Source organism: Algoriphagus yeomjeoni, assembly GCF_049821175.1.
Classification (GTDB): Bacteria; Bacteroidota; Bacteroidia; order Cytophagales; family Cyclobacteriaceae; genus Algoriphagus; species Algoriphagus yeomjeoni_A.
Window position 1 is genome coordinate 2,531,886 of record NZ_CP187512.1, and the last position, 20,401, is coordinate 2,552,286.

General features: G+C 41.4%; 14 protein-coding genes. 8 read left to right on the top strand and 6 right to left on the bottom strand.

Going from position 1 to position 20,401, the window contains the following annotated elements; all coding sequences use genetic code 11:
- Window positions 1–58 precede the first annotated feature (58 nt).
- On the bottom strand, window positions 59–925 hold the full coding sequence (locus ACPUEN_RS10020) for a LysR family transcriptional regulator (RefSeq protein WP_425635750.1): 867 nt from the start codon (window positions 923–925) through the stop codon (window positions 59–61).
- A gap of 100 nt (window positions 926–1,025) precedes the next feature.
- Here ACPUEN_RS10020 and hutH point away from each other — a divergent pair, with 100 nt between their 5' ends.
- The 3 genes from hutH to ACPUEN_RS10035 all read left to right on the top strand — a co-directional run bounded on the left by hutH (window position 1,026) and on the right by ACPUEN_RS10035 (window position 6,105).
- Window positions 1,026–2,591 (top strand): histidine ammonia-lyase, encoded by a 1,566-nt coding sequence (hutH, locus tag ACPUEN_RS10025; RefSeq protein ID WP_425635751.1) that lies wholly within the window; start codon window positions 1,026–1,028, stop codon window positions 2,589–2,591.
- 137 nt (window positions 2,592–2,728) lie between these two features.
- The gene (hutI, locus tag ACPUEN_RS10030; RefSeq protein WP_425635752.1) at window positions 2,729–3,961 is read left to right on the top strand and encodes an imidazolonepropionase; all 1,233 of its coding nucleotides are present in this window, start codon (window positions 2,729–2,731) and stop codon (window positions 3,959–3,961) included.
- A 143-nt stretch (window positions 3,962–4,104) separates the two neighbouring features.
- Complete coding sequence (locus ACPUEN_RS10035; protein WP_425635753.1) at window positions 4,105–6,105, top strand: urocanate hydratase; 2,001 nt, start codon at window positions 4,105–4,107, stop codon at window positions 6,103–6,105.
- A gap of 52 nt (window positions 6,106–6,157) precedes the next feature.
- On the opposite strand, the gene ACPUEN_RS10040 is transcribed toward ACPUEN_RS10035, so the two are convergent.
- Window positions 6,158–6,772: a Uma2 family endonuclease gene (locus ACPUEN_RS10040; RefSeq protein ID WP_425635754.1), complete on the bottom strand. Its 615-nt coding sequence runs from the start codon at window positions 6,770–6,772 to the stop codon at window positions 6,158–6,160.
- Between the two features lie 122 nt (window positions 6,773–6,894).
- Between ACPUEN_RS10040 and hutG the strand changes: the two genes are divergently transcribed.
- Genes hutG through ACPUEN_RS10055 form a run of 3 tightly spaced genes read left to right on the top strand, consistent with a single transcriptional unit; the run spans window position 6,895 to window position 10,104 of the window.
- Window positions 6,895–7,860 (top strand): formimidoylglutamase, encoded by a 966-nt coding sequence (hutG, locus tag ACPUEN_RS10045; protein ID WP_425635755.1) that lies wholly within the window; start codon window positions 6,895–6,897, stop codon window positions 7,858–7,860.
- A 28-nt stretch (window positions 7,861–7,888) separates the two neighbouring features.
- Window positions 7,889–9,073 (top strand): 6-bladed beta-propeller, encoded by a 1,185-nt coding sequence (locus ACPUEN_RS10050; RefSeq protein WP_425635756.1) that lies wholly within the window; start codon window positions 7,889–7,891, stop codon window positions 9,071–9,073.
- A gap of 47 nt (window positions 9,074–9,120) precedes the next feature.
- Window positions 9,121–10,104: an SMP-30/gluconolactonase/LRE family protein gene (locus ACPUEN_RS10055; protein WP_425635757.1), complete on the top strand. Its 984-nt coding sequence runs from the start codon at window positions 9,121–9,123 to the stop codon at window positions 10,102–10,104.
- A 118-nt stretch (window positions 10,105–10,222) separates the two neighbouring features.
- On the opposite strand, the gene ACPUEN_RS10060 is transcribed toward ACPUEN_RS10055, so the two are convergent.
- From ACPUEN_RS10060 to araD1, 3 genes are all read right to left on the bottom strand, one after another.
- A complete protein-coding gene (locus tag ACPUEN_RS10060; RefSeq protein ID WP_425635758.1) occupies window positions 10,223–11,443 on the bottom strand; it encodes a cupin domain-containing protein in 1,221 nt (406 codons plus the stop codon).
- A 70-nt stretch (window positions 11,444–11,513) separates the two neighbouring features.
- Window positions 11,514–13,757 carry a PQQ-binding-like beta-propeller repeat protein gene (locus tag ACPUEN_RS10065; RefSeq protein ID WP_425635759.1) on the bottom strand — a complete coding sequence of 748 codons (2,244 nt, stop codon included), beginning with the start codon at window positions 13,755–13,757 and terminating at the stop codon, window positions 11,514–11,516.
- A 218-nt stretch (window positions 13,758–13,975) separates the two neighbouring features.
- A complete protein-coding gene (araD1, locus tag ACPUEN_RS10070) occupies window positions 13,976–14,992 on the bottom strand; it encodes an AraD1 family protein (protein ID WP_425635760.1) in 1,017 nt (338 codons plus the stop codon).
- A 491-nt stretch (window positions 14,993–15,483) separates the two neighbouring features.
- On the opposite strand from araD1, the gene ACPUEN_RS10075 reads away from it, so the two are divergent.
- Together ACPUEN_RS10075 and ACPUEN_RS10080 are read left to right on the top strand one after the other, a co-directional pair.
- Window positions 15,484–16,218, top strand: a complete 735-nt coding sequence (locus ACPUEN_RS10075) for a ferritin-like domain-containing protein (RefSeq protein WP_425635761.1) — start codon at window positions 15,484–15,486, stop codon at window positions 16,216–16,218.
- Between the two features lie 17 nt (window positions 16,219–16,235).
- The gene (locus ACPUEN_RS10080; RefSeq protein ID WP_425635762.1) at window positions 16,236–17,042 is read left to right on the top strand and encodes a ferritin-like domain-containing protein; all 807 of its coding nucleotides are present in this window, start codon (window positions 16,236–16,238) and stop codon (window positions 17,040–17,042) included.
- A 76-nt stretch (window positions 17,043–17,118) separates the two neighbouring features.
- Here ACPUEN_RS10080 and ACPUEN_RS10085 read toward each other — a convergent pair whose 3' ends face one another.
- The gene (locus ACPUEN_RS10085) at window positions 17,119–20,061 is read right to left on the bottom strand and encodes an FAD-binding and (Fe-S)-binding domain-containing protein (protein ID WP_425635763.1); all 2,943 of its coding nucleotides are present in this window, start codon (window positions 20,059–20,061) and stop codon (window positions 17,119–17,121) included.
- Window positions 20,062–20,401 lie beyond the last annotated feature (340 nt).

Genomic DNA, 20,401 nt, shown 5'->3' on the forward strand with positions numbered 1-20,401 from the left:
GGTTTTGACCCGACATTCACCCGACATTTGGCTTTAATGGCTCAATTTAAGGATTTACCTAAATCAAAGGCAACACTTGGCGAAGCGCAGGATTTCTGTTTTCCGCCTTCCAAATTGCGGAAAGCTCCGTGAATTGCGGAATATGCGGAATCTGCATAAATCGGACATTAAGTTCATATCCTTCCTTTAAAGAAGTTGGTACAATTGCCACTCCCATCCCATTTTCCACCAATTTGAAAATTGTCAGCGCATGCACAGACCTATGCCTGATCTTAGGCGAAAAACCTGCGTCACGACAAATGCCGATAATCTGCTCGTAATATAGATTGCTATAATCTGAGGAAAAAAGTACAAAAGACTCATCCTTAAACTGATTTACGGAATGAAATTCCGCTGCATTAATAGGATGATCCTTCGGCACTACCAATGAAAAACTATCCCTCAAAACCACCTTCATTTCGAGATCACTTGGCACCGACGCCAACCTTACAAAACCCAGATCCAACTTGTCTTTTTCTATCATTTCCACTTGAACAGCGTTACTAAGCTCTTCCAAACTCGTGCTGATCAATGGTTGTTGAGAATTCAATTTTGAAAGCAAATCCGGCAAAACCTGATTGGACGCTGACCCTAAAAAGCCAACTCGAAGTTCACCAATTTTCCCCTCCGCTATTAACTTCAATTGACTTCGGGTAAGATCCAGATGATTCAGGACGAAGTCAACTTCATTCTTAAAAAATACTCCTGCAGCGGTCAGCTCCACATGCTTTTGATCCCGCTCAAAAAGTTTTACCTCCAGCATTTCTTCCAATTGCTTGATTTGTCTACTCAATCCTGGCTGGGAAATAAATAGCCGTTCGGCTGCCTTTCGAAAATTCAATTCCTCTGCAACTGCTTTGAAATAACTCAAATGTCTTAATTCCATGATGCCTCAAAGGTATCAAATCATGACAATATTGATATCAAAACTTATCATTCGTGCTTGGTATCTTTGTAAAGACCCTAGAATATTTACCCAACTAGTAATGGAAACCTTCAACTACGGAACAGACCAACTGACTGTCGGAATCGCTTTAAAGCTGGCAAGGAAAGAAATAAAAGGAGTTCTCAGCCCTGAAACCCAAGAAATAATAAAAGCCTCTGCTTTGGCAGTTGCAAACATCGCCAAAGGTGAAAAAGCAGTCTATGGAATCAATACAGGATTTGGACCTCTTTGCACCAGCAAAATCTCAGCTGCTGACACGCAGACACTTCAGGAAAACCTTTTGAAAAGTCATGCCGTCGGATTGGGGGAACCGGTCCCGATTGAAATTTCTAAATTGATGCTTGTGCTAAAACTTCAGGCTTTAGCTCAGGGATTTTCTGGAATTCGATTGGAAACTTTGGATCGAATGATTTGGATGCTGGAAAAAGAAGTAATCCCTGTCGTCCCAATCCAAGGTTCTGTAGGTGCTTCTGGAGATTTAGCTCCACTTTCGCATTTGTTCTTACCGTTATTAGGTTTGGGAAAAGTGCATTATGAAGGTAGCATTGTCAAAACTTCAGAACTCTTTGAAAAGCTTGGAGTAAAAGCCCTTTCCCTGGGCCCGAAAGAAGGCTTAGCCTTAATAAATGGCACTCAATTCATGGCGGCCTACGGCGTAAAAATCGTTGATCGCCTGCATAATCTGCTGGTTCATGCTGATATCACCGGTGCGATGATGATAGAAGGATTGATGGGATCAATCAAACCTTTTTCGCCTGAATTGCATCAGATAAGGCCATTTAAAGGGAATCAGCATGTAGCTCAGACGATTCTGAACTTGCTTGATGAATCAGAAATAGTCAATTCACATTTGGATTGCGCTCGAGTTCAGGATCCATATTCTTTACGCTGTATGCCGCAGGTTCACGGTGCTTCGCGAAATGCTTGGTTGCATTTGAAAGATGCCATAGAAACAGAGATCAATTCCGTAACGGACAACCCAGTAGTATTCAGCGAAGATCACACGATTTCGGGTGGAAGTTTCCATGGTCAACCTATCGCTTTGCCATTGGATTATGCCTGTCTTGCAGCTTCGGAATTAGGGAATATTTCTGATCGCAGAATCTATCTTTCCCTTGAGGGTGACACGCCTGGAGTACCAAAATTGCTTTTGAAAGAAACTGGTTTGAACTCCGGTTTGATGATTCCGCAATACACTACAGCAGCTTTAGCCTCTGAAAACAAAGGACTTTGTTTCCCTGCTTCTGCGGATAGCATCCCTACCTCACTTGGACAAGAAGACCATGTGAGTATGGGTTCGATAGGAGCTAGAAAAGCTTTACGGGTAATTGAAAACGTGGAGAAAATATTAGGGATTGAGTTGTTTTATGCTGCTCAGGCTATGGATTTCCATGCTCCCTTGAAATCAGGAAAAGTAATGACTGCGATTCATGCCCATGTCAGAAAAAGTATAACTCCTGTAATTAAGGATCGAGTGATGACCGAGGATATGGAAGCGGCGATTGAGATGATTCAAAGTGGCGAATTGATCGAAATTGCAAATAAGGTTGCGAAAAAAGAAGGGTTGCCTTTTGAGACAGAGTGGAGTGAAATATTTAATTGTTAAATAACTAGCCCGCTGATTTATGCAGAAAAAATGCGCTGATAGTCATATATCAATTATTAAAATCAGCAAATTAAATCTGCGTCCTTATCAGCGTTAATCTGCGGGAAATCATTGGAAACTGTTATAAAAACCAAGTCATGCAAAAGTTAATCGGCCCAATAACTCAACTTCTAACACTGAATCATCTCCCACACAAAGGAGCTTTGAAAGACGAGCAACTGGAAATTTTAGAAAATGCTGGGATTTTGATACAAGATGAAAAGATTCTGGAAGTCACAAGTTTTACTGAACTTTTGAAAAAAGCCAAGTCTCACGATGTTGAAATCATAGAACTAGAAGGTGATTTTGTGGTCCTTCCAGGTTGGATCGATTGTCATACACATATTTGCTTTGGAGGCACTAGAGCTAGGGATTTTGCAATGCGAAATGCTGGTAAATCCTACCTGGAAATCGCAGAAGCTGGTGGTGGCATTTGGGACACGGTAACTCAAACTCGGAAACTAACTCAAGTAGAGCTTGCTGAGAAAACCGTTGAAAATGCAAATAGACATCTCAGCGAAGGCGTGACGACTATAGAAGTGAAAAGTGGCTATGGACTCAATGTAGCCGAAGAACTCAAGATGCTTCTCGCTATCAAAGACGCGAATGCTCAAACAAAAGCCGATCTGATCTCAACTTGCCTTGCCGCTCATATGAAACCACGTGATTTTGCCGGAACAAATGCGGAATATCTGGAATTGATTTCTCAGGAGCTTTTTCCCATTTTGAAGTCAGAAAACCTCACAAACAGAATTGATTCTTTTATTGAGAAAAGTGCATTTTCACTGGAAGAAATAGAAAGCTATTACCAAAAGGCTATCGATTTAGGCTTTGATCTTACTATACATGCCGATCAGTTTACCAGTGGCGGATCTGAAATTGCTGTTAAATTCAATGCGAAGTCCGCCGATCATTTAGAGGCATCTGGAGAAAGGGAAATTGGCCTTTTAGCTAATTCCGAAACAATTGCAGTTGCTCTTCCAGGCGCGTCAATCGGACTGGGTTGTGCTTTTAGTCCCGTCCGTAAAATCTTAGATCAAGGTGGTTCTTTGGCAATCGGAAGCGATTGGAATCCAGGTTCGGCTCCTATGGGCGACTTGGTAACTCAGGCATCCATTTTGGCAACTTTCGAAAAATTAAGTACTGCAGAAGTTCTTTCAGGATTGACTTTCCGCGCTGCCGCAGCTTTAGGATTAGAAGATCGAGGGGTCTTGAAAACAGGATTATTGGCTGATTTCAACCTTTTCTCAACAGATAATTTCCAAGAAATCCTTTATCAACAAGGTAAGTTGAAACCAGAGCAGGTGTGGAAAAGAGGAGAAAAGACGTGAGACTTTAGACATAAGACATTAGAAGCAAGACCCTAGACCCAAGACTCAAGATTTTAGACTATAAACATATGACTTCAGATTATTGAATTACGACTGAAGTTCCGATTGATCTCGTAATTCGTAAATCATAAATCGTAATTATAATGGTTTTCCAAGAGCAAATATCCCAAGGCATTCCCTCTTTACTTCCTGCTAAAAAAGAACGTGACAACTCCCTAAGCCATGCTCCAAAACGCAAGGATATTCTTTCCCTAGATGAGAAAAAACTGGCTTTGAGAAATGCACTACGCTATTTTCCAAAGGAATGGCATGCGGAATTGGCGGAGGAATTTTCTATTGAACTGAAGCATTTTGGGAGAATCTACATGTATAGGTTCATGCCTGAATATGCGATGCATGCGAGGCCGATTGAGGAGTATCCAGCAACCTGTCAGCAGGCAGCTGCTATCATGCTGATGATCCAAAACAACTTAGATCCGGCCGTTGCTCAGCATCCCGAAGAGTTGATTACTTATGGTGGAAATGGGGCAGTTTTCCAGAACTGGGCCCAATACCTTTTGGTGATGAAATACCTCTCAGAAATGACGGAGGAGCAAACTTTACATATTTACTCAGGTCATCCAATGGGGCTTTTTCCATCTTCCAAAGAAGCTCCGAGAGTGGTTGTTACGAACGGAATGATGATTCCAAATTACTCCAAACCCGATGATTGGGAGAAATTCAACGCGCTCGGTGTGACTCAATACGGACAGATGACTGCGGGTTCTTTTATGTATATCGGTCCACAGGGAATTGTGCACGGGACGACGATCACGGTGATGAATGCTTTTCGCAAAAAACTGAAAACTGGAGAAAAGCCAGCGGGTAAGATTTTTTTGACCGCAGGTCTTGGCGGAATGAGTGGCGCTCAACCAAAAGCCGGAAATATCGCAGGTTGCATTACCATCTGTGCAGAGGTCAATCCATCTGCAGCCAGGAAGCGTTATGAGCAGGGTTGGGTAGATGAATTGCTAGAGAATCTGGATGAATTGGTACTCCGAACTCAGCTGGCCAAGCGAAATAAAGAGGTGGTTTCCATCGCTTACATTGGAAATATTGTTGATGTATGGGAGCGATTTGATGCCGAAAATATCTTCGTGGAACTAGGATCTGATCAGACTTCCCTTCATAATCCTTGGGCTGGGGGTTATTACCCTGTTGGCCTAACTTTCGAAGAATCCAATCAACTGATGGCAGAAAATCCCGCAGAGTTCAAGGCTAAAGTTCAGGAAACCTTAAGACGCCATGCTGATTCAATTAACAAGCATGTGGAGAAAGGAACCTACTTTTTCGATTATGGAAATGCTTTCTTGCTGGAAGCTTCTCGGGCTGGAGGGGATGTGATGGCAGAAAATGGAATTGATTTTCGCTATCCTTCCTATGTACAAGACATCTTAGGTCCCATGTGTTTTGATTTTGGATTTGGTCCCTTCCGCTGGGTTTGTACTTCTGGAAAAGCTGAAGATTTGAGAAAATCAGATAAGATAGCTGCTCATATTTTGAAAGAAATCATGCAAGAATCTCCTGCTTCTATCCAACAGCAAATGCAAGATAATATCACTTGGATTGAGGAAGCTGAAAAGAACAAACTGGTAGTGGGATCTCAGGCTAGGATTCTTTACGCTGATGCGGAAGGAAGAGCAAAAATTGCTAAAGCTTTCAATGATGCGATACAATCCGGCAAAATCTCAGCTCCAATCGTTCTTGGTCGAGATCATCACGACGTCAGCGGAACTGATTCTCCATACCGCGAAACGAGCAATATCTACGATGGAAGCAAGTTCACAGCCGACATGGCTATTCATAACGTAATTGGCGATAGCTTCCGTGGTGCCACTTGGGTTTCGATCCATAATGGAGGCGGAGTTGGCTGGGGTGAAGTGATGAATGGAGGTTTTGGAATGGTGCTGGATGGCTCAGAAGATGCGGAGCGAAAGCTTAAATCCATGCTTTTTTACGATGTGAATAACGGAATTGCCAGACGTGCCTGGGCTAGGAATTCTGGTTCTTTGGAAGCAATTCAGCGAGAAATGGAACGCAATCCAGGGTTAAAAGTTACTATTCCTAATCTCGTGGATGAGGAGATTTTAGATCTAGATTCTTGAAATCCTGCTTCTGGAGAAGCAGGATAACGTTTTAACGTGATTCATTAATTTCTTATCCTTCAAAAATAGCTTCCAGATCAAGCGAAAACCCAGGAAGCACAATCGATTTGATTTGGTCTCCTGAAGTAAAAAGTCTAGACGGCTGGAATTTACCCTCGACCAAGGTATAGATCAAAACAGTACAGTCGGTAGGATGAACCACCCAGTATTCTCTCACCCCATATTCCTCGTACAAGTCATATTTATTTTGAACTTCCACTCGGCTATTTCCCGGAGAAAGAATCTCAACAACCAAATCCGGAGCTCCCCAACAGCCTTTATCGTCCAATTTGCCAAGATCACAAATCACAGAAATATCCGGTTGGACAACTGAATCTGTTTTCGAATACTCAGGATTTCTGGAAAAGCGCACATCGAATGGAGCCGAATATACTTTGCAGGAATGGCCTTTTAGAAAATTAGCAATTTCTAAGTAAATGCTCCCTGACACCTCTTGATGCCTACGATTCGGAGCTGCGGCTTTTGCAAAAATTTTCCCTTTGATTAGCTCAACGATTTCCTCAAAATCCCATTTGAGGTAATCTGCATAGGTATAAACTGCACCCTCTGGCTCATTGAAAGCGTCCAAATCAATCTTCTCTTTTTGAGGAATTCTATATTCTTTCATAACCTACTGATACGATCTAACTGAAAATTTGAATACTACCTAAAAACCAAATACATAATTTCTGGTATCTTAAGTATCAAATCGCGTTTTTTAAGTTACTATAAAATAATACCATCATCAATATGCTGCATCAAAACCCTAATCCTTCACTTTGGTCAGGAAGAAAATCCGAAGAAATTGAATACTGGCATCAGGCAACTATCTCTGTCAAAGACCTGAATCAAGACGATAAGCAAGACACCCCCAAAGTCGGCATATTAGGATATGCTGGGGAAGAAGGTGTAAAAAGAAATCAAGGCCGATTGGGAACTGCAGAAGGTCCAAATGCCATACGTAAGAATCTAGGCACCTTGGCCTTTCACCTACCTGAAAAAAGTAGAATTTTCGACTATGGTGATATTTACACAGAGGACGATGATATGGAGTCCAGCCATAAATTGATTTCAGAGACTGTTTTCAATCTCTTGGAAACAAAGCATTTCCCTATACTTTTGGGTGGTGGACATGATCTGGCTTTAGCTCACGGAAGAGGAATTTACAGGCACCTTGCTTCCAAAATTCAGAAATTGGGTATAATCAACATGGATGCTCACTTTGACCTTCGTCCCACCCTAGATGGCAAAGGACATTCTGGCTCTCCATTTTTTCAATTAGCTGAAGAAAATCCTGATTCTTTCCAATATTTATGTTTGGGAGTACAGCGCTCTGTAAATCCAAAATCGCTCTTTAGTACCGCGGAAAGTGTGGGAGCAAAATGGATGGTAATGGAAGATTTCAGGATGAATAACTGGGAAGTAATCCAGGAAAAAATCCTCTGGTTCCTTGACTCAGTAGACAAAATCTATCTCAGTGTGGACATGGATGGTTTTTCCTCAGCATTTGCCCCAGGAGTATCGGCTCCTTCTCCTATGGGTTTCCGGCCTGAGTTTGCCTTCAAGGTTTTCGAATTACTCGCTTCATCAAAAAAACTCATTTCAATGGATGTTGCGGAGTTAAATCCAGCATTTGATCATGATCAAGCAACTTCCAGATTGGCAGCCAGATGTGCCGAGTATGTAGCAAGGAAGGTGTTAGCCCTCAAAGACTAAACGACTCATAAAACAAACTTGCAATTTCATGAAAAATCCATCCCACAGCTTTTTCATCATTCTAATATTTTCATTTTTTAGTTGCCAATCTTCTGAAGAAGGTTCTGAAATTCAGACTTTCGCAATTTCGGAGTCAGACATCTCCGCATTTGATGAGGTGGTCACTTCAATTGAATTTATCCCACTGAAAAACAAAGCAGATGAACCTGTAAATCTGAATTGCAGTGTCTGGAATCTGAAAGTCACCGAAAAGTTTTTGGTCTATACTACTCTTTGCAATCCTGAATCAAAAATCCACCTTTTTGACCATAACGGAAATTATATAAAAAGCTTCGAAAGAAGCGGAAATGGTCCTGAGGAATATCAAATCATGCAAGGAATAGATTTAAATCAAGACACACTTAGCATTACAGTTGGTGCGGGCCTTATCAAACAATACCACTTTCCTGATTTTGAGTTTATTGGGACAGTTAATCTGGATAAAGAGGCAATGTTCATTCCGTATTTCACCAAGATTTCAAAAACCAAGTGGCTAACCGCACCGATGCATACTGGGGAATTGGATGAAAATGGGGAGTATAAACTTTACAAAATAATGGACAGCTCCGACGGTAAAACAGTCGAATTGCCAATTGGCGCAACTCCATTGACTGCAGAAATCAGCGAGGGGGATTTCGCAAAATTGGGACAGGGTTATTTACTGAACTATGCATTTTCAGACACCATATACCAATATAAAAATGACCAATTGACACCCTATGCCAGCTTGGATTTCGTGGAGAGAAAACCATCCACAGATGATTTAAAAATGGACGGCGCTCAGCTAGAGGCCACAGTTACAAGTCAGCCTTTCGTAATCAACATGGGCAAAATTTGGCATACTGAGAATATTTTCCGTCTTAAAACCTTTGCGCTTGCAAAAAACCCTCAAATGGATATTACGAATATGCGTACTTTCCCTGTCCATGAGGTTTTCCTCAATCATAACACAAATCAAGTCACCGCATTCAAATCATTAGCCGGCTGGTCAAATGGAAAAGGAGATGCAAAAGATGGCTATTTCTACGACATACTCAGGACCGATGATTGGATATACGCATTGGAAAATGGGGCACTGGGCAAATATGCTGAACAGCTAGAAAAGTCGATCGGAGAACTTGGAGATTTCGAAGATCCTATTCTTATTAAATATCAAGTGACAATGAAAAATTAAGAGACTAAGATTCTCAAAGAAAACCTAAATACAATAAACCTATACCCATGAAAAAACCTATTTTAACCTTGTTCGCCTTTGCCATCCTCTATTCGGCCAATGCGCAAAATATTAAGCCTACAGGGACTATAGAATTCCTGTCTAAGGATCTTGCCCGAATTATTCAAAAGAATGCAACTGTAGAAGTGATCGCCGAAGGATTTGAATTTACAGAAGGCCCGCTTTGGGTGGATAAAGAGAAAATGCTTCTATTTTCAGACATTCCCGCCAATACCATCTATAAATGGACTGAAGGAAACGGAAAGGAAGTGTATTTAAAACCAGGTGGTTACACTGAAGCCAAAGAGAGAGGTGGCTTCATGGGGTCAAATGGATTGCTACTTTCACCAGGTGGAAACCTTTGGATTTGCCAGCATGGCGACCGGCGGATCGCAGAGATGGACGCTACCCTCCAAACCCCAGATGAAACTTACCGTACCGTAGTAGACTCTTTTGATGGTAAAAAGCTAAATAGCCCAAATGATTTAATTTTATCCAAAGCTGGGAATCTATACTTTACTGATCCCTCTTATGGTCTGGCAAGTGATTCAAAAAAGGAAATTGACTTTCAGGGTGTATACATGATGAGTCCAACTGGTAAAGTAACTATGCTTCTTGACTCCATAGATCAGCCAAATGGAATAGCTATTTTCCCAAATCAAAAAACCCTATTGGTGTCAAACTCTGATCCTGTCAAAAAGAAATGGTATGCATATGACTTGGCAAAAGACGGCTCAGTAACTAGCGGAAAAGTTTTTCATGATGCCAGCGATGCTTCAGAGCCGGGCTTATGTGACGGATTCAAAATTGACAAAAAGGGGAATGTATTTGCCTCCGGCCCAGGAGGAATCTGGATATTCAATCAATCAGGTGACTTATTAGGGAAGATAAAATTAGAAGGAGCTACCGCTGCAAATTGTGCTTTATCCCCGGATGGAAAAACACTTTATATAACAGCCGAACAGTATTTACTCAGAATGAAGATGAGATAAACTCCGCCTCAGTAAGCCTAAAAAACCTCCAAGAGATCCATTTCTTGGAGGTTTTTCTATTTCTATACTATTGAGGAATTTAGATATTGATTTGGCTCAGACCAAATCGACTGAAACCTTACCGCTGATCATCCTCTCCCATCACATCATAGCCACGCCATTTAAATGACTCTGCTAGTTCAGAAGCAGCCGGCCAGGCAATCTGGTGCTGTGGACTAGCCACCCATTTTCTTCGATTCTCTTCGGTATCAAAAGATATCTGGATTTGATAATTGAATTCGGTTGGTTCTGCTTCTATACCTTTTGCTTTCTCCTCTGGAAAAAGGCGAAGTAATTTGGAACTCAGGTATCCATCCTGAACGAGCATGGCTGGGACATATATAGAGTGATACATTTTCTCAAAAGCGGCTGCATTTTCTAGCAAAACCACAAAATCCATTTGCAAAGCCATAGCTATCGGCTCAAGAGATCCACCAGAGTAATTGGCACTTTTATCTGCAGAAACTGACACGCCAATGACCAACAATTCAAGATCATCAGGACCCGTATTTTCCAACGAAATACTTTCTCCCAACAATCCTGTGAACGCATCATCAGCTGCAATCTCATTCGTCACACCATCAATGGATAGCTTGCCCTCACCTTTCAGTACATAATAAACCTCCTCGATACCTTCCAATTGCCTCGGGCCAACAGATTTCCCCGCTGGAATCACCAAATGATCTACACTATTCCAGCTGGTTTTGAACACTTCTGGACCAAAAGCTCTACGGGCTAAAGCCCCATTCCCGCTGTAAGCGTGATTCTCAGCCTTAAGCTTATCTTTTGCAAATTGGTAGGAAACAAAAACAGGAACCTCATCTATGTCTGCTCCTTCCCGGGTATCACCCAGATCAAAAGCATCACCCTGAGCTTTTCTCTCTGAAACAGCATAATTCAACCATTTTAAAGGTTTATCACTAGAATTATAAATGGCATGAGCATCTCCCAGCTTGCAGGGTACTGCTACAGGTCCCTTGAGTGTAGAAGTACGTCCATTGACAGTAAACTCAGCTTCACCATCGAGTAGAATATACATTTCCTCAATGGAGTGGTGAAAATGATGTCCTATGCCTGATTTGGCTTGAATCTCGCCAGAATGGAGGTATAGAAAATTAGTAGATAGGTCATTTCGCCCAACCAATTGAGTAAAGCCCATTTTACCAGCCCCTGCATGTACAGCGGATAGTTCCCGGTACTTTGCTGGGTCATTATGAATTATTCTTTCGCTTTTTACGGGTTGCTGAGCCCAAGTTGCGAGCGTCACCAAAGAAAAAACTAGGGTTAAAATACTTTGCATGTCATTATAGGTTTAAGAGTTTTAATCGGTTTGAAACAGTTTGAATTCGTCTTTATAGAATTATTAAAATTTATTCTGGCAGAGAATAAACTACGTATCCTTTTGGCAAAGCCCCAGGCCTTTTGGAGAAATCGTAACTCGTAGGGTCAAACCTGTTGGAAGCATTGATCACTAAATATTGCTTTCCATTTACCACGTACATTCCAGGCTGTCCGGTCGATTCGTTGTCCAAGGTAGTTTCCCAGAGGATTTTTCCGTTATCAGCATCGAATGCATAGACAATCCCTCCTTTTCCTGTAGCAAAAACGATGTCAGTAGAAGTTATAACCATTCCTTTTCTTATAGTTCCACTTGGAGCACCAGTGGTTTTATCACCTTTTGTGAAAGCAGAATCCAAACCAATTGGTTGACGCCATTTGATAGTTCCATTGTTAAGATCATACGCAAATATAGATGCCCAAGGAGGAGCGGTTAGCGCTTGCCACTCTGTACCGTAAGCAGTAGTGTATCTATCCTCAGGGTGAATTACATCTTCTGGATAATCCTCTAAAGGGGCAGCACGAGTTGTGTCTTCTGGGATGTTCACACCTCCAGAAGCCACTATCGGCCCAGTAATTTCGGGAGCTTCTGAAGCATTCATCATTCCTCTAAACCGATTTGGTGATCCGCCAAGATAGCGGTGCATTGCCAAAACAGTAGCTTCCTCAATATGGACAAATGCTGGCATTCTTCCTCTGCCTTCCGAAAGCAGGGTTTTAAATTCATCATATGAATACCGTGCACCTACATTTATTAACGAGGGACCAGCTCCTCCTCCTTTCATTTCCTCACCGTGACAAGTCTGACAAGACCCCGCGTAGAGCGTGCTTATTTTATTCTTTTCATCATCCGAAAGAACCGGCTCTACCGGAACTACTTTTGAAAGTTTATAGATTGATGCATAGTCTTGGGCCATGATGTACATGATTCCTTTTTCAGGGTTTGTTCCCGTATTCCCATAGCTGGCGCCTCCCAAAGCACCTGGCATAGTAACGGTTTCATATTTATCAGACGGAGGAATATACAATCCTGATTTTGCGGTATCCAATCGAGCATACCACTGTTGCTTCAATTCTTCGGAGAAATATGGGTTTAAGGTTTCCTTCGTCACTTCATGCCTTGTAAAATCCGGAATTACGGCAGGTATAGGTTGAGTAGGCCAAGCTTTTTCACCTGGCATTTCGCTGGCAGGAAATGGTCTTTCTTCAATTGGAAAGACCGGCTCTCCAGTATCTCTATCAAAAACAAAAACAAACCCATGCTTAGTCGCTACTGCGACCACATCAATCTCTTTTCCATCCTTATTAATTGTCAATAATTGTGGTGCTGAAGCCAAATCATAATCCCAAAGGTCATGATGAACAGTTTGATAATGCCAGATTCGCTTTCCTGTTTTGGCATCTACTGCTACCAATGAGTTCCCAAAAAGACCTGTGCCTTCACGGTCTGCGCCATAGAAATCATATGTTGGTGAGCCTATAGGTAAAAATACTATACCGCGCTTTTCGTCCACTGTCATTTCACTCCAAACATTGACGGCTCCTACGTACTTATATGCATCTTTTGGCCAAGTGTCATATCCAAATTCACCAGGCTGGGGTATCGTGTGGAATGTCCATTCCAACTTTCCCGTGACCACATTATAAGCCCTCACAAAACCAGGTGGAGAAAAAAATGTCTCTCCAGGCGCGGAACCTAAAATCACCAAATCACCAAAAATAACTCCCGGCATCATTGATTGCATTCGGCGAATACTGGTCGGATCGCGATCCAAGCCAATTCGTAAATCTACATATCCGCCAGTGCCAAAATCAGTGATACTTTGGCCAGTAAGTGCATCGATTTCCTGAAGCGAGTTATTCAGTGTGAAGACAAGTCGTTTATCACTCTTGTCCTCGCTTTCCCAGTAGTTTATCCCTCTTCTGGACAAACCTCTCAAGTCAGTATGTATCCAGAGCTCCTTTCCAGTGACTGCATTCAGAGCAATCAAGGAGTTGTTTTTACCATACACATACATGATGGTATCAACGATAATCGGGCTAAAACTGTAAAAGCTATTATCCTCTATGGGATAATTCCAGGCTACTTCTAGCTGATTCACATTTTCCTTGGTGATCTGTGAACCATTGAAATACTTGGATTGATCTGGACTGCCACCGTAATGCGACCAAGTAGTATGATCGTTTTGTTGGTCAGGTGTACATTTGAAAATAGTCCCCAGGATTGAAACAATAATGAGACTTTTTAATAGGTTTAGGGTATTTGGGAATTTCATTTTATATAATGAATTAATTTTGCTTAAAGCTAATTTTTCAATATATACTTCGCTAATACCAATTGCAATATTAATTATATAATGACAAGAATTTTAGGTGAATTTGGCGCCCAGAAACCTTAGGGTCAAGTACTTTTCAAGAGTTTTATCTGAATACTAAAGAGATCAACTTCTTCAGAACAACGAAAAATAGCTCAGCAGCAAAATGAAAAATAACTTTAAAGGTTAGATTTCACTCGTATAAACTCTTGTTTTTTAACCTCAATTTCTATCGAATTAACTAGACTGCGGCCCATGCCCTCCCATTGTACTTTCATCTGATCCCCGGATTGCAAAGCGATACCAGCACCGAAACTGAAGGCTCCTGTGCCAAAGAAATGAACATGTCCCTGTAGCGGCTGTCTGTGATCAGGGTATTTAAAATGATGATATTCCAGGTTAGCCAAGCTGTGGGCCATGTTGTTTTCACCAGTTTTTATGTCTGCGGACCATAGCACTTCTTCTCCACGGGACACACTTACCTTTCCACTCAAATCCGAAAATTCATCAGTAAGAACGAGTTCAGGACCGATGGAGCAAGTACGCAATTTGGATGGAGCCAGGTAGAGGTAATTCTGCTTTTCCATGACATGATCTGAGAATTCATTACCTGTCGTAAACCCAATCCTAATCGGCTGGCCTTTTCTGTCTATGATATAAATACCAGCAATCTCCGGTTCTTCTCCACCATCATTTCCAAAAGCAGGAACATCCAAGGCCTCACCATGTCCTTTTAGAATAGAACCAGTTCCTTTATAGAACCATTCAGGCTGAATACCGATTTCTCCCTTCGAAGGCTTACCTCCCTCTACTCCCCACTGATAAACCTTCATGCTGTCTGTCAAGGCGTTTCCCGCTTCGCTTTGATGCATGACATTTCGATTCATCGCGCTGCTGTGATGTGTCAAGCCTGTGCCGGATACCATGCAGTTTGAAACTACATCCGGATTATCGAAAGACGGCAACAATTTCCAATCACTTGTTCCAAAATAAACTTTATCATAATCCAGCTTTTCAGTTGAAAGTTGTTGCTCCAAAAGCGTATGAACCGAAACCTCAGAGTCAAGTGATTTTATAGCTAACTGGTATATAGAAGTGAATTCATTCAGCAAAACCAGGAATGGTTCTGCTACTACTGCTACTTTTCTCCCCTTTGCTGGATGGATAAGCTGGACTAATCTTGTATTCTCTTTCATTTTGGTTTATTTAATAGGTCAAAAGTTATAGTTGCAAGTTGAAGTTATAGTAATCGACATAAAAAGCCTTATTTCTTTTTAAGTAATTCCGCAACTTTTTAGCCCAACCATACATGTTCTGCGAAAACCTGCTGCAAAAGGGTGTATAATAGAATATTTCTCTTGCAAATTCTCCTTTTACATATCCAAATCTTTTGCCTCAAAGCCTTCGGGCAATTTTTATTTTAAATCCCTCAATCCAATCTCATAACTCACTTCGTATATAAAAAAGAAGAGTTTAAACGCTTTAAAAGCCCTTTTAGAAGATATAGCAAATTTTAGGAAGAGAGCTTAAAGGCTTTAAATGGTATTATTTTTTAATGTTTTATAGATAGGAATCAGAGTAGTTTAGTATATATTTTATTCTTTTTTGAATTTAAAATTACCCATCTAATAATGGGTTGAGGTACTCTGATTGTTCGAATAATTTTAACCATTTAAAAACAATCATCATGTCAAAACAAACTTTACTAGATGAGTCAAATGCTGCTTTGAGCCAAAACAAAGGCGATCGCAGAAAATTTCTCAAGTTCAGTGGAGCAGCTATTGCTACCACTGGAATTTTATTATCAGGCTGTCAGGAAGTATTCGAAGCACTACCAAATGCACGAACTGAAGGAAAAGGACCCGCAACGCGATCAGTGCCACTTGGAAAAGGCGACATTGGTATACTAAATTATGCCTACGCTTTAGAACAACTGGAAGCGGCATTTTACCTTCAAGTTGTCGCTACGATGTATTCAGGTATCTCTGAGTCGGAAATGGTAATGATGGAAGATATCAAAAACCATGAAGTTGCACACAGAGATTTTCTAAAAGCTGCCTTGGGGAAAAATGCCATTGTCGACCTGAATTTTGATTTTAGCAGTGTGGATTTTAGTGATAGAGACAGCGTATTAGCTACCGCTAAAGTTTTTGAAGACTTGGGAGTAGCTGCCTACAATGGAGCGGGTCAACTTTTAGAAAGTCCTGATTACCTACTAATTGCAGGGAAAATCGTCTCTGTAGAAGCTCGCCATGCCGCTGCCATCAGAAGTATTTATGACAATGATTTCACCTCTTTTGCAGGAGATGATATAATTGATGCAAATGGATTGGATAGAGCCTTTTCACCTACTACTGTTTTGGAAGCTGCCGCACCATTCATCATGAATAAAATCATTGCGAATCAACTTCCTACTTCCTAACCTTAAAGAATCACAACATGAAAATATTAGAAGTACTTAAAAAATATGACATCAAGACAGAAGAGCTTGATGCATTTACCTCAAGACGTGAAGCATTCAGGAAACTGGCAAGCTTTGGAAAAAGCGTGGCATTTGCGGCAATTCCTGCAGGAATGGTAGCTGGAAGCACACAGAACGCATCTGCAGCACATATTCCTACGGTAATCAATGTGCTCAACTTTGCACTCACGCTAGAATACCTGGAAGGAGAGTACTACACTATGGGCATCAATTCTCCCGGACTGATTCCAGCTGGCAGAGATATGGCTATTTTCGCAACCATCGAAAAGCATGAAGTAGATCATGTTGCTTTTCTGAAGGCAGCAATTACAAGTTATGGTGGAACTCCTGTAGAGAAACCAACATTCGATTTTACCGCTGGTGGTAATTTCTCCCCCTTCACTGATTATGAACAATTTCTAATTTTAGCTCAAGCATTTGAAGATACAGGGGTAAGAGCTTACAAGGGTCAAGCAGGAAACTTAATTGCCGAAAATTCAGCGCTCACCGCTGCTCTTCAAATCCACTCCGTAGAAGCTAGACATGCTTCAGAAGTCAGACGATTGCGAGGCCTAAAAGGCTGGATCACGCAAGCAGAAAGAGGAGCTGGAATGCCTGCTGTTACTCAGGCAGTCTATAACGGAGAAGACAATTTAATCCAAGGGGGAGTCGATGTGACCACCGTTACTCCAATAGGTTCTGATGGTATTACAGAGAGTTTTGATGAACCACTAACCACCGAAGAGGTTTTGACTATAGCTGGATTATTTATAGCTCAGGCCTAAAAAAGGTCGTTCCAAAGCACTTAAGGCCGGATCAATATCCGGCCTTATTTTTTTAAACGACAACAAACCATTTTTCCTAATTCAATGCCTCCCACAAAATCTCTACGGGATGCTTGGCTTTCCGTCCAGTTCCGTCAGCAATCTGGTGTCGGCAAGAAGTCCCTGGTGCTGCTATGATAGTTTCAGCCTCTGCGTTTCTCACTGCAGGAAAAAGAACCAACTCCCCTACTTGCTGAGAAACCTCATAATGCTCAGCTTCATAACCAAAACTTCCAGCCATTCCACAGCATCCGCTAGGAATGGTTTCTACAGAATAGTTGGTAGGGAGTGAAAGCATTTTCTGTGTCCAAATCATGGATGAAAGTGCCTTCTGATGGCAATGTCCGTGAAGTTTAATTTTCTGAGTTTTGGTGGAAAAAGAATCAGCATGAATATTTCCAGCGGCAATTTCCTGCCCTAAAAACTCATCGATCAGCTTCACATGAAACTTCAGCTTCTTTGCTTCCTCCACCAATTCTTTTTTTACAATTCTCGGATACTCATCCCTAAAACTCAAAATAGCCGAAGGTTCCAAACCAATCAAAGGAGTTTTTCCATCAATGATTTTTGAGAAAATGGACACATTTGCTTCGGCATGTTTCTTAGCTTTTGGCAACAAGCCCTTAGAAAGCGCCGATCTACCACTTTCCTCATGATCCACGACTTTTACATCGTAGCCTAGCATTTTAAGAAGAGAAATAGCTTTTATTCCAATCGCAGTATCGTTGTAATTGGTAAATTCATCCACAAAGAAGTAAACGGATTTGATCTGCGGCGTAGCACTCGGCAAAGATTGATAATTCTTTTTGTACCATTTGCGCAAGCTAATCTTACTGATCTCAGGGAGATTTCGCTGTGGGGCTACGCCCAAAATGGACTTCATCATACCTCCGGTCAAGCTGTTGCTCAGCATGAAATTCGCCAGCCCAGCAGTTTTTGAGCCAAGCTCATTCAACTCATTGATGTAAGCAAAAGCTTTCGATCTTAGTGGTATTCCATTTACTTTTTGATATTGATACAGGAATTCTGCCTTCATACTTGACATGTCCACATTGGAAGGACATTCGGCAGTACAACCCTTGCAGGAAAGACACAAATCCATCGCTTCCTTGATCTCTGGATGGTTGAAGGCATTCTCCTTTTTGTCCATCGTGAGAAATTCCCGAAGTGTATTGGCTCGACCTCGTGTCGTATCTTTTTCATTTCGCGTGGCCATGTAGCTAGGACACATCGTACCTCCAGAACCTGGAAGTTTACGACAGTCGCCAGAACCGTTACACTTTTCAGCCAAGCGAAGTATTCCACCTACATTGGAGAAATCAAGGATAGTATCATGATTCGGAGTCTCCATATCCGGCTCGTAACGAAGAAATTTATTCATCGGAGCAGCATCAACTATTTTCCCTGGATTGAAAATATTCTGTGGATCCCAAGAAGATTTAATCCTTCGGAAAAGCTCGTAATTCTTTTCCCCAACCATCAGCGGAATAAAAGCAGCCCTAACTCGACCATCACCATGTTCTCCACTCAGGGAACCATGATATTTTTTAACCAGCTCAGCTGAAGCTTTAGAAATATTGTAAAACTCCTCCACGTCTTTAGACTTCTTCAAATCCAAAATTGGACGCAAGTGGATCTCGCCAGCACCAGCATGCGCATAATGAACAGGCTTTTGGTTGAAACCTTCCATCATTTCATCCACTTCATCGATGTAGTTGGCCAAATCTCCTATATCCACCGCAGTATCTTCTATACACGCCACAGCCTTCGCATCCCCAGGAATATTTGCCAAAAGTCCCAATCCGGCCGAGCGAAGTGCCCAAGCCGTAGAAACCATAGCTGGTTCTATGATCGGATAGGCATAGCCAAGTCCCGTTGCAATCAAATCATCGACCAAAGCCTTGCCTTTTGCCATGGCTTCTTCTAGGGTTTTCCCCCGAAACTCCACCATCAAAATCGCCTCAGGATCACCTTCTACGAAGTAACGGTTTTTAGAATATTCAATACTTTCTTTGGTACAATCCAAAATAATTTTATCCATCAATTCTACGGCTGTAGCTGGATGCTTCATTGCCGTTTGCGCTGAAACCATACTCTGATGAATCGTCTCAAAATGTGCCGCTACGACTATTTCTATGGGATCAGGTAAAGGATCCAAACTGATTTTTATTTCGGTTGTAAACGCTAAAGTCCCCTCAGAACCACTCAAGAGTTTACAAAAGTTGAATTTTTCCTCTCCTTCAAAAATATCAGCTTTCAGCAATTCATCAACAGCATAACCCGTGTTTCTTCTATGAATTGACTTTTTAGGAAATTGAGCATGAATCTCATCTCGAGCTTTTTCGTCTCCTAACTCCTCTACTACTTTTCTATAAATTCCTCCCTCCAGTGTTTGCAACTTGGTTTTTTGTTCAAACTCATTCTTTGAAAGTGCCTCAAATTTTACCAGGTTCCCATCACTCAAAATGGTGTCCAATGAAATCACTTTATCTCTAGTGACACCATATACAATCGAAGTCGTCCCTGATGAATTATTCCCAACCATTCCACCAATCATCGCTCGGTTGGCAGTAGAAGTAATCGGACTGAAGAAAAGTCCATGAGGTTTGAGGTAGCGATTGAGCTCATCACGTACTACCCCAGGTTGCACGCGAACCCATCGTTCTGCCACATTCAATTCCAGTATTTGAGTAAAATGCTTGGACACATCCACTACGATTCCGTTGCCCACGCATTGCCCGGAAAGGGAGGTGCCTGCAGTTCTAGGAATCAGTGAAGTGCCATTTTTGGAAGCAAAAAGTATCAGCTTCTGTATATCTGATTCAGTCCTTGGAAAAGCAACAGCTAGCGGCATCTCCCGATAGACTGATGCATCGGTGGCATATAGGGTCTTTGTTAAAGAATCTACTTGCAAGGTTCCTTCCAGTTGGGCAGAAAGTTCTTGAAGCAAAGGCAATAGGTTAGGCTGGTTTGAAGACATGCCCAAAAATAACCCGATGTGATGGATTTAAGGAAAAGTTGGGAAAAAGAATTTGGAAATGAACATGACACAGTTAAAAGAACCAATTATTTTGATTCCAAATACGATTCAGAAAGAAGAAAAAATAAAATATAAACCTCCTAAGATTGCAAATGTAATTGCATAAAAAATCCTTACATCTCCAGAATTAATTCCTTCTTTTCCAGAGAATACTCCTTCTCGAACTTGAATTATCAATAATATTAATCCAAAAAGGAAAAATAGTAAGCCTAAAATCAACTTAAAAAAGTCCATTTGGTAAGAAATTTAATTCAATTTTGAATTTCAAATTTATCACTTA

Coding starts and splice junctions, on each gene's coding strand:
- ACPUEN_RS10075 (WP_425635761.1), top strand. CDS start 15,484: ATGTCAAAACAAACTTTACTAGATGAGTCAAATGCTGCTTTGAGCCAA.
- ACPUEN_RS10085 (WP_425635763.1), bottom strand. CDS start 20,061: ATGTCTTCAAACCAGCCTAACCTATTGCCTTTGCTTCAAGAACTTTCT.
- hutG (WP_425635755.1), top strand. CDS start 6,895: ATGCTGCATCAAAACCCTAATCCTTCACTTTGGTCAGGAAGAAAATCC.
- ACPUEN_RS10035 (WP_425635753.1), top strand. CDS start 4,105: ATGGTTTTCCAAGAGCAAATATCCCAAGGCATTCCCTCTTTACTTCCT.
- ACPUEN_RS10060 (WP_425635758.1), bottom strand. CDS start 11,443: ATGCAAAGTATTTTAACCCTAGTTTTTTCTTTGGTGACGCTCGCAACT.
- ACPUEN_RS10040 (WP_425635754.1), bottom strand. CDS start 6,772: ATGAAAGAATATAGAATTCCTCAAAAAGAGAAGATTGATTTGGACGCT.
- hutI (WP_425635752.1), top strand. CDS start 2,729: ATGCAAAAGTTAATCGGCCCAATAACTCAACTTCTAACACTGAATCAT.
- araD1 (WP_425635760.1), bottom strand. CDS start 14,992: ATGAAAGAGAATACAAGATTAGTCCAGCTTATCCATCCAGCAAAGGGG.
- ACPUEN_RS10020 (WP_425635750.1), bottom strand. CDS start 925: ATGGAATTAAGACATTTGAGTTATTTCAAAGCAGTTGCAGAGGAATTG.
- ACPUEN_RS10055 (WP_425635757.1), top strand. CDS start 9,121: ATGAAAAAACCTATTTTAACCTTGTTCGCCTTTGCCATCCTCTATTCG.
- ACPUEN_RS10080 (WP_425635762.1), top strand. CDS start 16,236: ATGAAAATATTAGAAGTACTTAAAAAATATGACATCAAGACAGAAGAG.
- ACPUEN_RS10050 (WP_425635756.1), top strand. CDS start 7,889: ATGAAAAATCCATCCCACAGCTTTTTCATCATTCTAATATTTTCATTT.
- hutH (WP_425635751.1), top strand. CDS start 1,026: ATGGAAACCTTCAACTACGGAACAGACCAACTGACTGTCGGAATCGCT.
- ACPUEN_RS10065 (WP_425635759.1), bottom strand. CDS start 13,757: ATGAAATTCCCAAATACCCTAAACCTATTAAAAAGTCTCATTATTGTT.